The organism is Companilactobacillus sp. RD055328 (genome assembly GCF_022835675.1).
In the GTDB taxonomy this organism is placed as follows: domain Bacteria; phylum Bacillota; class Bacilli; order Lactobacillales; family Lactobacillaceae; genus BQUT01.
Window position 1 is genome coordinate 356,385 of sequence record NZ_BQUT01000001.1, and the last position, 13,491, is coordinate 369,875.

Sequence of the window (13,491 nt, forward strand, 5' to 3'; positions counted from 1 at the left end):
ATCTCTTATTATAGACGTACACCAAATGAAGGCATGAAGTATGATGAGATTGTTGCCACTTTAACTGTATCACCAGGTTTTGTAGCATGTACATATTGTCCGTTACCGATGTAAAGAGCTACGTGATAAGCTGAACCGCGTCCACCCCAGAATACTAAGTCTCCTGGTTGAAGTGCGCTAATAGATACCATTGTACCCATACTTGATTGTGTAGCAGCATTGCCACCGATACCTAATGCATATCTTATAAGACCTGAACAGTCAAATGCGTTTGGACCAGAAGCACCCCATTGATAAGGTTTTCCGATTTGTGCCATTGCACGTGAAATGGCACCAGATGCATTAACACTTGTTGAAGGAGCAGCTGGTGTTGATGCTGCAGGTGTTGATTTTTGTGTTGTTTGAGTAGCTTGTGTTGTTGTTGTAGTTGCAGCTGGTTGAGCAGCTGGTGTTGTAGTTGCAGCTGGTTGAGCAGCAGCTTGTCCGTTTGTTGAAACGAATTCACTTGAAACCCATCCGCCGTCTACTTGGTACCATGTTGAACCGTAAACAGTTTTTGTTGATTTAACAGCAAGTTTGTCACCGTTAAATACATATTTACCAGTAGCAACACCTGAGTTAGCGTCTGACCATAATGTTACGGCACCAGCAGCATAGCTAACTGTAATGTTTTGTGTTGATGGTGTAGCTGTTGTTTCTTTAGCAGCTGAACCGTTTGTTGAGATGTACTTAGCAGCAACCCATGTACCGTTGTCTAGCTTGTACCATTTGTCACCAAAAACTTGTTTTTCTGAAGCAATTGAAACTTTTTGATCTTTAGCAAGATATGAATCAACTTTTTGGCCAGCTTCTGGGCTTGTCCATGCAGTTGTTGCACCATCTTTATAGTTAACTGTACCTTCTGTAGCAGCTGATACGCTGTTAGCTGTCATACTTAGAAGTACAAGTCCTGATAAACCTACAATACTATGTTTAAATGCGTTCTTTTTCAATGTTTTACCCCTTAGGTGTTCAAATTTTTATTTTTATACTTTTATTAATAACCTACGCTAAATAGAATAACACCCTATTTTTTTATTACAATTAACAAACAATTAATATAACTTTACAAACATGTTACAAAGTTTGATTACTTTTCTTATTAGCTTGTTAAACGCTTACCAATATATTGCCTGACTTCACATTTCACAGTGTCAAAATCAAAGTTTTTTACAACAAAGGCTCGATTTTTTAAATAATCCGGAACCTTCATGTCTCGCAGAAATTCTTCACTACTCAATCTCTGCTCAATTTTTTCCATACTATCACCACGATTTATTAGTCGTTGACGTAGTTCATCTACAGAATTGACCTCTAAATAGATAACCATTGCGTTATCTGGATATTCATCTAGATATGTTTTCGCACCTTTAGAGTCCACAACAATTGATACTAAGTCCGCTTTGTCCCACGCTTTTTGTAATCCTTCTTTAGAAGATCCGTACCGAAAACTTCCATAATGAACATTTTCCAATAAATGATTTTCAAAAAAAGATTTTTCTGTTTCAAAATAATAGTCGACTCCATCTTTTTCATACTGTCTAGGTTCTCTAGTTGTATGCGTAATAATCGGCAATACTCCCAGTTCCTCTTTTAAGTATTTAGATAAAGTTGACTTGCCACTTCCACTGGCACCTGTTATTACAATTAATCGTTTATTTTTATCCAACTTTTTTATCCTTTATTAATAATCTTGAACAATCATATCGTGTTTTTCCTCATTTACAAAGTTTTATATTTATAAATAAAAAGTCCAACAAGATTAACCTGTTAGACTTTGTTAATTATTTTCTTACCTTAGTTGAGAAAATCAACATAACAAATGACGATAGAATAGCTACATAGAACATAATACCAGGCGTCAATCCTAACGTTATACCAATCAACTGTAATTGAGTTGTTTCATAATATAGATAAACGATTGCTCCTAAGTATGCCGCAAATGCCATCAAACTTAATACAAATCTTGAAAATCTTCCGCCAAAGAAAGTTAATAGAATTACCAACGCCGGTAAAGCTACTAAAATATAAAATACAGCTGTCAAAATACCTTGAATATCAATTTGAATATTCAATACATTAGTGAACTTGGCCGCAATTCCTCCTAAGTTCAATGCCTGATATAAAGTCATCGGCGTACTGGTGTCAAAGTTGGCTGCTTGAGCATCAATTTGTATAAAGTTCCCAAAAAAATTAGCCATTAATGTTACAGCCGCACTAATAAGTAGAATTATTACATTAGATATACTATTAAATCTACGACGTACCGGTTGGGAATATGACGGTTGCGTTCCCACTTCTTGATTAGTATTTACAATAGGCTCAGTTGATTTAGAAAGTCGTTGTTCTATTTTTTTTGAAGCACCTTCTTTTTTACCATTAGTTGCCGTTGCACGTAAATAATAAGTCATAAGTACCAGAGCTAACGCAATAATACCAACAACCGTCTTAAAGTAAAATAAAATAGCGATAATCACTAGTGAAATTAATAATAGAAGGAAGTTGTTTTTTGCATACGCCAAAAATACATTTTGATGTTCCATTGAACGGCGACTATTCAACGGATTCTCTTCTCTTTTTTCGTATTCATTTTTCATTGTAAGTTCAATACCGCAATTAGGACAAAATTTTGAATTAACAGGTATTGTTTCATGACAGTTTGGACAAATCATAAAGTCACTCCTTAAAAATATATTGTTTCTATTATAATCGAACTTTTAAAAAAAGGAATAAATTGTAAATATACTTAATATATAGTAGTATGTTGTTATTGTTTTTATTTAATCCAGAGGAGCATTTAAATATGAAAATCGAAGATATTAAGATTGATGATTTTGTCGAAGGAAAAGTTCAAGAAGATATGGATCATCCTTTTACAGGTAAAGTTGAAAAAATTTATGAACATTCAGTGTTACTTGAAATCGTCAGCAACGATCCAAAAGATGATGCCAATGTCGCTGAGTTAAATAATAAAATCGTTGTAAACATCGAAAGTGTTAAGTTAGCAAAATAAATTTATATAATAAAAAACACCTAAGACAGTTATTGTCTTAGGTGTTTTTTATTGGATTCTTATTTATCAATCATAAAATTAGCGCTCGGTATTTTAATAAGTGTGTAATCCGTTGCATGACGACCAGCATGTAGACCTAGTCCGTTCATAAAATTGTTTTTGTATTTTGCATTCAATGTTACAACAAAAGCTTCTTGATAATTCTTGTCATTCTTTAATAATTCTTTTTTATTCCAAGGATAATTGGCAATTGCTGAGTCATCTAATCGACTTGAGTCATCAATTACAGATGCATTACGACTGGTAATTGTGTACTTGGCGTTAGCGACCCAATATGTATATTTGTCAGTAGAAGTCTTCCCATTATTCTCTTTTTCAACGTAATGTCCAATAGATCCTGACGTTTGAATAACTAAAGGTTCGTACTCATAAGAAATCGATACTTGCTTATCGTCATTTACATTAACATGATTAAAGAATGTTACTGAACTCATAAAAAAGAAGCCTGCAACTAATACAATTATTTCTAAAATATCAACGATTGTTCCCAGAAAAGAAAATCTTTTTTTATCAACAACAATCATTTTTAAATGACGGCGGCGTATATCGTGAATGATGAAAATAAACCAACCTATCAGAATAATCCAAGCGATAATTCCAACAAAATTCCAACTTGAGCCCATAACTAATTCTCCTATATTAATACTTACTACAAATTTTAACATATTCTATTAATTTATTGAGTTTACTACTTAACTATTTTCACTACAAATATGTAAATGTTGATTTAATAACCTTCTTTAAAAACACAAAGCTTCGTAGACTAACTTTTAAATAATTTTTAATTTTTCTTGAAAACCCTTACCATTGCTGAGTTATAGGACCACAGCATACAGTATTTCAAAAAAAATAACACACAATATGTTGTGTTTTTTAAACAATGGCATATACTAGTCATATATAAAAAAACAAATTAATTTAGGAAGTAATTATCATGGATAACATAGTTGTATATAGTAAAAATAACTGCATGCAATGCAAAATGACTAAAAGATACCTATCAGAACATAACGTTAATTTTCAAGAAATCAACGTTAGCAATGAACCTGAAGCTATCGATTATTTGAAGGGACTTGGTTATCAAAGCGTTCCCGTCGTAATGCAAAATGATAACGATCCAATTGTAGGATTCCGTCCAGACGCATTGAAAGGCCTCGTTGATTAAGTATGCCTAATATTGCCTATTATTCTGTAACCGGTCAAACAAGAAGATTCATAAAAAAAACCGGTTTAGAAGCATATGAAATTATCGATGCCGATCCTTTCTACGAAATGGGTCGGCCTTTTATTTTGGTAGTTCCTTCATACGACGACGACATGATGGACTCTGTCATTGATTTTCTCAGTTACAAAACAAATAAACAAAATATTCAAGGTGTTGTAGGAAGTGGAAACCGTAATTTTAATTCACTTTTCAACCACACCGGTCGAGACATTGCTAAGGGGTTGCATGTTCCCGTGCTTTACGAATATGAATTTAACGGTACCGACCACGATGTCGAAGAATTTAAGAAAGTAGTGAATACAATTGGGGTTAAATAATTTAGACGTAAAAAACGTCACATATTTTGAATTAAATAATGAAATAAATCGTCCTATTGACGGAAAAATTCCGTTGAATAAAGATAAGGATGCTATTAAAGCATTCTTCGAGCAGAATGTTGCTCCAAACACTAAAAAGTTCGATTCACTGCAAGAGCATATCGATTATTTAATCGATAATGACTACATTGAAAAAGAAATCGTTGAAAAATATAGTTTCTCTTTTGTTGAAGATCTATATAAGAACTTAAAAGCACAAAATTTTGAATTTCAATCATTCATGGCTGCTTACAAACTTTACAATCAATACATTTTAAAGACTAATGATAAAGAATATTATATCGAAGACTACGAAATGCGTATTCTTTTCAATGCTCTTATGTATGCTGATGGTAATGAAGAATTAGCAAAGACCATTGCTGAAGAAATGATTGCTCAGCGTTATCAACCAGCTACACCAACATTTTTGAATGCCGGACGTAAGCGTCGTGGTGAATTCGTATCTTGTTTCCTTATTCAAGTTACAGATGATATGAATAGCATTGGCCGTTCTATTAATAGTGCCCTTCAACTTTCACGTATTGGTGGTGGTGTTGGTATTACTTTGTCCAATTTGCGTGAAGCTGGTTCTCCTATTAAAGGAATTAAGGGTTCATCAAGTGGTGTTGTGCCTGTCATGAAGCTTCTTGAAGATAGTTTCAGTTACAGTAATCAATTAGGCCAACGTCAAGGTGCCGGGGCTGTTTACTTAAACATATTCCATCCCGATATTATTGCCTTTTTATCATCTAAAAAAGAAAATGCCGATGAAAAGATTCGTGTAAAAACACTTTCTCTAGGAATTATTGTTCCTGATAAATATTACGAACTAATTAGAAAAAATGAAGAAATGTATCTATTTAGTCCTTATGATGTTGAAAGAATCTATAATACGCCGTTCTCATATGTTGATATTACCGCTGAATATGACAACATGGTCGCTAATGATAAGATTACTAAATATAAGATTAATGCTCGTGAATTAGAAAACGAAATCAGTAAACTACAACAAGAATCTGGTTACCCTTATATCTTGAATATAGATACTGTTAATCGTGCTAACCCAATTGACGGCAAAATTATCATGAGTAATTTGTGTTCCGAAATTCAACAAGTTCAAATTCCTTCTATTCTTAACGAATCACAAGAATATGAACAATTAGGAACTGATGTCAGCTGTAATCTTGGTTCAACAAATATTCTTAACATGATGGCTAGTCCTGACTTTGGTCAATCTGTTGCTGCTATGACTCGTGCGTTAACTTATGTATCTGACACTTCAAATATTGAATCCGTTCCGACAGTCGCTAACGGTAACAAACTTAGCCATTCAATCGGACTTGGTGCCATGGGTCTTCATACATACTTAGCTAAGAATCATATAGAATATGGATCAAAAGAATCGATTGAATTCATTGGCACATATTTCTTACTTCTTAACTACTGGACTTTAGTCGAAAGTAACAATATTGCTCGCGAACGCAAAGAAACTTTCCATAATTTTGAAAAATCAAAATATGCTGATGGTACATACTTTGACACTTACACTACTCAGAGTTTCCAACCTAAGACAAAACGTGTGCAAGAATTATTCGATGGTATTTTCATTCCTACCGAAAAAGATTGGGAAGAATTGAAAATTAAAGTTCAAAGAGATGGTTTATATAACCAAAACCGTTTGGCCGTTGCTCCAACTGGTTCCATTTCTTACATCAATAACACAAGTGCAAGTTTACAACCTATCACTCGTCTGGTTGAAGAACGCCAAGAAAAGAAGAATGGTAAGCTTTACTTCCCTGCTCCATTCTTGGATAATGAAACTATTAAATATTACAAGTCAGCTTATGACACAGATATGCGTAAAGTTATTGATATTTATGCATCTGCTCAACAACACATTGACCAAGGTATGAGTTTGACATTATTCATCAGATCTTCAATTCCTGAAGGAATTTATGAATGGAAAACTGATGAAAAACAATCAACTCGTGATTTAAATATCTTACGTAACTATGCTTATTACCAAGGTATTAAATCGCTTTATTATGTACGTACATTTACTGATGACGAAAACGAAGTCGGAAGTAATGACTGTGAAAGCTGTATAATATAAAAAACATAAGGAGAAACTTTTAACATGGCTGATATGTATTACGAAGCTATAAATTGGAACCAAATCGAAGATAAAATCGATAAAGCCACTTGGGAAAAATTAACTGAACAATTCTGGTTAGATACTCGTATTCCGCTTTCTAATGACTTAGATGATTGGCGTGAATTAAGTAAGGACGAACATGATATTGTTGGACACGTATTTGGTGGTTTGACATTGCTAGATACCTTACAATCACAAGACGGAATTGATCAATTAAGAAAAGATGTCCGCACCCAAGAAGAAACAGCTGTTTTCAATAATATCCAATTTATGGAATCAGTCCATGCTAAGAGTTACTCATCAATCTTTAGTACTTTGAATACTACAGAAGAAATTGAAGAGATTTTTGATTGGACTAATCATAATGAAGCACTTCAAAAGAAGGCAAAAATCATTAATGAAATCTATCAAAACGGAACAGCTCTAGAAAAGAAAGTCGCTAGTGTTTTCCTTGAAACTTTCTTATTCTATTCAGGATTTTATACTCCACTTTATTACTTAGGTAATAACAAATTAGCTAACGTTGCTGAAATCATTAAATTAATTATCCGTGACGAATCAGTTCACGGAACTTATATTGGATATAAATTCCAAGTAGGCTTTAATGAACTATCTGAAGAAGAACAAGCTAAATTCCAAGAATGGATGTATGACCTTCTTTATAAGCTATACGAAAACGAAGAAAAATATACTGAAGATCTTTATGACGGTATTGGCTGGACTGAACAAGTAAAAACATTCCTAAGATATAACGCCAATAAAGCCTTGATGAACTTAGGCCAAAATCCTTTGTTCCCAGATACAGCTGAAGACGTTAACCCAATTGTTATGAACGGTATTTCAACTGGAACTAACAACCATGACTTCTTCTCACAAGTTGGTAATGGTTACTTACTTGGACACGTTGAAGCCATGAACCAAGATGATTACGATATTGGTAGATAAATAAAAAGAAGCCTAACGGCTTCTTTTTTTAATTGACTTAGGTGTCATTAATTCGTACACTTACATTATAAATTCTTTTAACTCCAGTCCTGAGAGGCTGGCAAGGGAGCGACTTAACTCAAATTTGCCTACAGCAAATCGCTCTTTTACTGAGCGATTTTTTATTTTGGTTAATTCCTTCTCTAGAAATGGAGAGCAAGATGGATTTTAAGAAACGAAATGTTATTACAGAACAACAAAGGTCAATGAGTAGTTGGGATATGTTCGCTACTTGGATTGGTGCGAATGCCAATAACGGAACTTGGTACATCGGTGGAGTAATTGCCGCTTGCGGCTTTTTAACATCATCTACGTTATTAATTATAGTTGGTTGTTTGTCTTATGTGTTACTAGCTTTAACCTCTCTAATGGGTTATGAGACAGGTTTAAACACCATGTCTCTAACTCGTGGATCTTTTGGAATTAAAGGTTCTATATTACCTTCCATAATTAACGTTATCCAATTCATTGGTTGGGCAGCGGTTAATACTTATATTGCAGCTATCTCTGTTAGCTATATATTAAGAGATATCTTCGGCTGGAATGCTAATAATCAAGCTATGGATAGAGTTGGTATTTTTGCCGGAATCATCATTATGTCAATTCTCCATCTTCTAAGTATTTCCCTCGGCGAAAAATCTGTACGCTGGATTGAACGAGTGGGAATTGTGTTGGTAACAATTTTTGTCATTTGGGAATCAATTATCGTTTTGAGAACCGTGCCTTTATCAGAGATTATCGCTTGGCGACCAAGTTCTGAATTCTCATTATCTTCTGGTTCAGCAATTGATATACTTGCAGCTTTCAACTTAGCTTGGGTAACTGCAGCTGCTGATTTCAGTCGTTTTGCAAAAACTAAAAAATCAGCCACTTGGTATTCTTTCTTAGGAGCTAACATTGGATTAATCTGGTTTGCTTTGATGGGATTAATTGCGACAATAGCTACCGCAATTACTATTGATAAGTTCGATCCCAATAATTCAGATCCTAGTACTATCGCTACCAAACTTGGACTTGGCGCTCTCGCTTTAATTGTAATTATGTTAACTAGCACTACCGCTAATGCCGTTAATCTAATGGCTGCCGGTTCTGCAATCACTAATATTTTTAGTCGGATTAAGCTAAAAACCGCCCTATTCATCGTAACTATTGCTGCAACTTTTGTTACCTTCATTCCTGCATATGTAGCTACTTTTTTAGAAACATTTCAGTTGTTCCTTGATGGAATTGGAATGTTCTTAGGACCTGAAATTGCTATATTCTTAACTGATTATTTCATCTTGAGACATCGCAAATATAACATCGAAGAATTTGATAATACTACAGGTAAATACTGGTACTATCACGGTATTAATTTATTAGCATTTGGTTCTTGGATTATCGGTGTTGTTGTCTATTTCGTTTTAAGACAAGTAGGTTGGTTCACTAATAACATCGGTGTTACTTTCGTAGCAATTATTATCACTGGAATTATTTACTATATTTTAAGCAAAATAAAAGAAGCTCATTAAGAGCTTCTTTTTTATATTCCTATTATCATCGCAATGATTAATATAATTAGTACAATTGTAGTGATTACGGTATACATTGTATCCCGTTCTTTAGCAAAAGCGTAGATAGATACGATAACACGTAAAACCGGAGTGAAAATTAAGAATAATAATCCTAACATCATAAACGCATATGGCTTACCTTGGTTGACTCCAATTACAATATCATAAATTGAAGTTGGAAAAGCATTATTAGCATAACCACCAGTTCCACTGAATAAATAAAGTATGATACCTATAGCAATTATCCCAACGGATATAACTACTCCAATTCTAAGTATCTGTCCTATTATTACTTCAATTTTTTTCATTTCTTGAGTTTCTTTATCCATTAGATGTTAATACCGAATCCTTTCAATATCATCTGAACTCCCATGAATATAATAATCGGAACAAAAATCATTCGAATAACACGTGAACTTAAATGTTGCATGATACGTGAGCCGATTGTTGCTCCCACCAACACTCCAATTGCTAATGGTGCCGCAATTTCCGGCTTAATTGCACCACTAAAGAAATAAACGGTAGCACTTGCAGCAGCTGTTACTCCCATCATCAAATTACTTGTAGCACTTGATGGTTTAAGTGGCATCTTCATAATAGAATCCATTGCAATAACTTTAAAAGCTCCACTACCAATTCCTAATAGCCCACTGGCTAATCCAGCTCCTATCATCATCAAAAATCCACCAGGAACATGTGTAACTGAATAATCAATTTGTTCATTAGTAGTCTTATCGTAGTAACTACCATTAAGTTTTAATTTAGTAGATAGATTATCGTTAGCAATATTAACGACATCTTTTTGATTTTTGACTAGCTTGAATACCATATTAATTGCCGAATATGCTAATAAAACTCCAAATAAGACATATAAAACTGAAGCGGAGAAAACTCCAGCTAATAAGGCACCAGAAATTGCTCCTACAGTTGTCGCTATCTCTAAAAACATAGCAACTCTTAAATTAAGCATGTCGTCTTTAAGATAAGCAATAGAAGCTCCTGAGCTAGTGGCAATAACTGAAATTACGCTTGCTCCAATAGCGTACTTAATATCTAGTCCCATCATCATTGTTAAAATTGGCGTGACAATCATTCCACCACCAAGTCCTAATAATGATCCTATAACACCAGCTAATATCCCAACTATTAGTAAAATAAGAATACTGTTCACTTATTCTTCCTCACTATTTTCACCTTTTTCAATTACAGCTAGTTGATTTTTCATAAAATCAATAATCATTGATTTTGTTTCATCATTTAATTCTGAATTATCAGAAACTTCTTCAATGCGGAACTTAGATTTATTTAAAAATTCAGACTTAGTAATCAAATAAATTTTTGTTTCAACTTCTTGCCCTGCTTCAAAAAAATGAGTGACTTTTTTTGCATCTTGGAAAGGTAAATTGATAATTCCTGATTGAATTAAGAATGTTGTATTGCCAACATTGATTTGATATTCAAATAGTTTCCCTGAATCTAAACTATCCTCACCAAAGTCAACTGCCTTATCAATTGCAGCAGAAATCTTTGAATCAAAATCACTTTCTTTAATTGCTACAGCTTTAGTAGCATATTTCTCGTTCTCGACAAATTCAATATAGTCTTCGACTGTAATCTTCATTTATATAACCTATACCTAAATATATTTTTTCAAAAAATCTTTAATCATAAATTCATACGCTGGAGGATCTTGATTGTAAGAACGAATATGAATTCCTTGTGGATTTTCATAAAAATCCTTGGGACCTTGATAACTATCATACAACTTTTTGCTCATAATTGGTGGCACTGTTTGGTCTTTTCCACCTGCAATAAACATTATTGGTAAATTACTATTTTTAATAGCTTGTTGAGGACTAGCTTCACTATACCAGAAACCTAATTTGATTTTGGAGTAAGCCGAAAGAAGAGGAACAATCAATTTAGCAATCTTACCAACTTTTTTATTAGCATGAAACTCAATAATTTCTGAAGTTCCTATATATGAAGAGTCTTCAATAAGCGCAACCACATTATTAGGTAACTGCAAACTAAGTGTTTGTAATATTGTTGCAGCTCCCATTGATGCACCAAAAAGAACAATTTTTTGATTGGAAATTTTTTCGTTAAGTTGATCAATCCAAGCTAATACATCTGTTTTTTCATGGAATCCAAAACTCATATACTTGCCTTCACTAATTCCTGCAGCTCGGTTATCGGGCATTAAGACATTAAATCCTAGTTGGTAAAATAATTGCCCAAATATATTTAAGGAATTATGAGTAGCTCCAAAACCATGTACTAAAATAATTGTTTTGTCACTTGGCTTTTTTTGTTCATAATAAAAAGCTTTTAATTCAAGTCCATCCCGATTCATTGACCAAATTTCATGTGGTAATTCTTTAAATTCAGCAGTTCTTTTATATAAAGGATGGCTTTCAGGAAAAATAATTTCCTTACTACCTAGTGCCTTAGAATCACGAATATGAGTAGCTTCAAATATTTTTTTGATAACAATTGTCAAATTAGCACCAATTAATAAGATAGCTAGCAAAACATAGATCATTAACTTTGCTCCTTAATTCCTAGCATTGCAATTCCTACTAAGACCATCGACGCAGCAATGGCTATAAACAAGCTTGAATATGAAACCCACGTAATAATCAAACTTCCGACATAAGGTCCTGCTGCACGCCCTAAAGACCCAAAGATGCTATAGATACTCTGAATTGTTCCGCGATTCTTTCTAGTTGATAGCTTGCTTAATAAAGCCGGAATAGTTGGAAATACCATTGATTCACCCAATGTTAAAACTAACATGCTGACAATGAATGCCCAGAAAGTTCTAGCCGATGGCAACAATAGAAATGATGATCCCATGATAACTGTTCCTAATAGTAATTGATATTTAAATTGTTTGAATATTTTTGAAATAAATCGATTTACGATTGGCTGAATAATTAGTAATGATGCAGCATTGGCTGTAAATACTAATCCGTAATCACGAGTTGTTAAACCTTGATCTAGTATATACACAGACATATTACTATCCCACTGTGAGTACCCAACCCATACTAAAAATACTGATAACGAAATAATCATTAGGTTTAATACAAAACGTTTATTTCCTATAAGTGCTCTTGGGTCGTGTTCAATAATATCTGAAGTATTTTTTCTTTCTGTTGAATCTTTTTTATCATTAACGTAGTTAAGTACGTTACCTTTAGTCAACACAATTATAATACTTAAAGCAAAAAAGATGACAGGAGTGAAGAAAGTCCAAAAAATACTAGCTTTAAAAATAAAGCCAACAGCTGTTGACCCCAAAGCAATTCCCATATTAGCGGCTAAATACATATTATTAAAAATAACTCGAGTATCTCCGTAGGCTTGTTCAGCCATAAAAGCTGTATATGCATTAATGGCAGTATAAGAAAGCCCCATACCAAACCCTAAAACAGCTAAAATAAAGGCATAGCTAGGCCAAACATGATGAAAGGACATAATCAGCAAACAAGTAATTGAAATGGCATACCCTATTAGTAGGGTGCCACGTTTAGAGAACTTATCAAACATAACTCCGCCAATGGCATTCCCGACCATCATAGTTCCAGAATACACCATTAAAACGAACCCGGCGGTCATCAATGGTTCTCCCAAGTTTTTATTTATAAATATTGTGTTAACTGGCAGAATAAAACCCAACACCATATTAAATGTAGTATTAAGAATTAGTAACCATCGACGTTGTTCTCTCATAAGTTCTCTCCTTTCTAATATCTTCCAATTAATAAAAAAATACCATGAGAAAAATCCCATGGCATGCAAGACGGTACTAAAAGTAATTACAAAAGGTTCACACAATTGTAAAAGCACATCTACATCCGGTAGAATTGCAGCACTCCGTCATAATCTACTGTCACTTTAACGTGACTCTCGACTCATCGCAAGTTATATACTACACGACTATCATCATCATTTCAATTAAAGAACATAAAAAAAGATCTTAGCATTCGCTAAGATCTTTTAATTTGCGTGGCAACTTCCTATCCTCGCAGGCAGTTTCCCACCAACTACTATCGGCGTTAAGAAGCTTAACTTCTGTGTTCGACATGGGAACAGGTGTA

15 protein-coding genes and 1 rRNA gene are annotated in these 13,491 nt (G+C 33.8%); 6 read left to right on the forward strand and 10 right to left on the reverse strand.

What is annotated here, in order from left to right:
* Positions 1-8: 8 nt before the first annotated feature.
* The 3 genes from RD055328_RS01845 to RD055328_RS01855 form a co-directional block, all read right to left on the reverse strand.
* Positions 9-992, reverse strand: a complete 984-nt coding sequence (locus RD055328_RS01845) for a C40 family peptidase (RefSeq protein WP_244087123.1) — start codon at positions 990-992, stop codon at positions 9-11.
* A gap of 149 nt (positions 993-1,141) precedes the next feature.
* Positions 1,142-1,708 carry a guanylate kinase gene (locus tag RD055328_RS01850; RefSeq protein WP_244087124.1) on the reverse strand — a complete coding sequence of 189 codons (567 nt, stop codon included), beginning with the start codon at positions 1,706-1,708 and terminating at the stop codon, positions 1,142-1,144.
* 115 nt (positions 1,709-1,823) lie between these two features.
* On the reverse strand, positions 1,824-2,711 hold the full coding sequence (locus tag RD055328_RS01855; protein ID WP_244087125.1) for a zinc ribbon domain-containing protein: 888 nt from the start codon (positions 2,709-2,711) through the stop codon (positions 1,824-1,826).
* Between the two features lie 131 nt (positions 2,712-2,842).
* On the opposite strand from RD055328_RS01855, the gene RD055328_RS01860 reads away from it, so the two are divergent.
* Positions 2,843-3,052 (forward strand): DUF2187 domain-containing protein, encoded by a 210-nt coding sequence (locus tag RD055328_RS01860; RefSeq protein ID WP_244087126.1) that lies wholly within the window; start codon positions 2,843-2,845, stop codon positions 3,050-3,052.
* A gap of 59 nt (positions 3,053-3,111) precedes the next feature.
* Here RD055328_RS01860 and RD055328_RS01865 read toward each other — a convergent pair whose 3' ends face one another.
* On the reverse strand, positions 3,112-3,735 hold the full coding sequence (locus RD055328_RS01865) for an LVIS_2131 family protein (protein ID WP_244087127.1): 624 nt from the start codon (positions 3,733-3,735) through the stop codon (positions 3,112-3,114).
* A gap of 311 nt (positions 3,736-4,046) precedes the next feature.
* Between RD055328_RS01865 and nrdH the strand changes: the two genes are divergently transcribed.
* The 5 genes from nrdH (at position 4,047) to RD055328_RS01890 (ending at position 9,343) form a co-directional block, all read left to right on the forward strand.
* Positions 4,047-4,277 (forward strand): glutaredoxin-like protein NrdH, encoded by a 231-nt coding sequence (gene nrdH, locus RD055328_RS01870; protein WP_244087128.1) that lies wholly within the window; start codon positions 4,047-4,049, stop codon positions 4,275-4,277.
* Between the two features lie 2 nt (positions 4,278-4,279).
* Positions 4,280-4,654, forward strand: a complete 375-nt coding sequence (gene nrdI / locus RD055328_RS01875) for a class Ib ribonucleoside-diphosphate reductase assembly flavoprotein NrdI (protein WP_244087129.1) — start codon at positions 4,280-4,282, stop codon at positions 4,652-4,654.
* The gene (gene nrdE / locus RD055328_RS01880; RefSeq protein WP_244087130.1) at positions 4,641-6,806 is read left to right on the forward strand and encodes a class 1b ribonucleoside-diphosphate reductase subunit alpha; all 2,166 of its coding nucleotides are present in this window, start codon (positions 4,641-4,643) and stop codon (positions 6,804-6,806) included. The genes nrdI and nrdE overlap by 14 nt, the downstream gene beginning before the upstream one ends.
* A gap of 24 nt (positions 6,807-6,830) precedes the next feature.
* A complete protein-coding gene (gene nrdF / locus RD055328_RS01885; protein WP_244087131.1) occupies positions 6,831-7,793 on the forward strand; it encodes a class 1b ribonucleoside-diphosphate reductase subunit beta in 963 nt (320 codons plus the stop codon).
* Positions 7,794-7,981: 188 nt separating this feature from the next.
* Positions 7,982-9,343: a cytosine permease gene (locus RD055328_RS01890; protein ID WP_375708058.1), complete on the forward strand. Its 1,362-nt coding sequence runs from the start codon at positions 7,982-7,984 to the stop codon at positions 9,341-9,343.
* A gap of 11 nt (positions 9,344-9,354) precedes the next feature.
* Here the strand turns inward: RD055328_RS01890 and RD055328_RS01895 are convergent, their stop codons facing one another.
* From RD055328_RS01895 to rrf, 6 genes are all read right to left on the reverse strand, one after another.
* Complete coding sequence (locus RD055328_RS01895) at positions 9,355-9,714, reverse strand: DUF1634 domain-containing protein (protein WP_244087133.1); 360 nt, start codon at positions 9,712-9,714, stop codon at positions 9,355-9,357.
* Complete coding sequence (locus RD055328_RS01900) at positions 9,714-10,556, reverse strand: sulfite exporter TauE/SafE family protein (protein ID WP_244087134.1); 843 nt, start codon at positions 10,554-10,556, stop codon at positions 9,714-9,716. The genes RD055328_RS01895 and RD055328_RS01900 overlap by 1 nt, the downstream gene beginning before the upstream one ends.
* Positions 10,557-11,006 (reverse strand): hypothetical protein, encoded by a 450-nt coding sequence (locus tag RD055328_RS01905; protein WP_244087135.1) that lies wholly within the window; start codon positions 11,004-11,006, stop codon positions 10,557-10,559.
* A 15-nt stretch (positions 11,007-11,021) separates the two neighbouring features.
* Positions 11,022-11,930, reverse strand: coding sequence for an alpha/beta hydrolase (locus RD055328_RS01910; RefSeq protein ID WP_244087136.1), 909 nt, complete (start codon positions 11,928-11,930; stop codon positions 11,022-11,024).
* Positions 11,930-13,123 (reverse strand): MFS transporter, encoded by a 1,194-nt coding sequence (locus RD055328_RS01915; protein WP_244087137.1) that lies wholly within the window; start codon positions 13,121-13,123, stop codon positions 11,930-11,932. Before RD055328_RS01915 ends, RD055328_RS01910 begins: the two co-directional genes overlap by 1 nt.
* A gap of 274 nt (positions 13,124-13,397) precedes the next feature.
* Positions 13,398-13,491 (reverse strand): 5S ribosomal RNA (rrf, locus tag RD055328_RS01920); the annotation flags it as partial.

Excerpts from the sequence above, each read along its gene's own strand:
- RD055328_RS01855 (WP_244087125.1), bottom strand. The coding sequence starts at position 2,711 with ATGATTTGTCCAAACTGTCATGAAACAATACCTGTTAATTCAAAATTT.
- RD055328_RS01860 (WP_244087126.1), top strand. The coding sequence starts at position 2,843 with ATGAAAATCGAAGATATTAAGATTGATGATTTTGTCGAAGGAAAAGTT.
- RD055328_RS01865 (WP_244087127.1), bottom strand. The coding sequence starts at position 3,735 with ATGGGCTCAAGTTGGAATTTTGTTGGAATTATCGCTTGGATTATTCTG.
- nrdH (WP_244087128.1), top strand. The coding sequence starts at position 4,047 with ATGGATAACATAGTTGTATATAGTAAAAATAACTGCATGCAATGCAAA.
- nrdI (WP_244087129.1), top strand. The coding sequence starts at position 4,280 with ATGCCTAATATTGCCTATTATTCTGTAACCGGTCAAACAAGAAGATTC.
- nrdF (WP_244087131.1), top strand. The coding sequence starts at position 6,831 with ATGGCTGATATGTATTACGAAGCTATAAATTGGAACCAAATCGAAGAT.
- RD055328_RS01890 (WP_375708058.1), top strand. The coding sequence starts at position 7,982 with ATGGAGAGCAAGATGGATTTTAAGAAACGAAATGTTATTACAGAACAA.
- RD055328_RS01895 (WP_244087133.1), bottom strand. The coding sequence starts at position 9,714 with ATGGATAAAGAAACTCAAGAAATGAAAAAAATTGAAGTAATAATAGGA.
- RD055328_RS01905 (WP_244087135.1), bottom strand. The coding sequence starts at position 11,006 with ATGAAGATTACAGTCGAAGACTATATTGAATTTGTCGAGAACGAGAAA.
- RD055328_RS01910 (WP_244087136.1), bottom strand. The coding sequence starts at position 11,930 with ATGATCTATGTTTTGCTAGCTATCTTATTAATTGGTGCTAATTTGACA.
- RD055328_RS01915 (WP_244087137.1), bottom strand. The coding sequence starts at position 13,123 with ATGAGAGAACAACGTCGATGGTTACTAATTCTTAATACTACATTTAAT.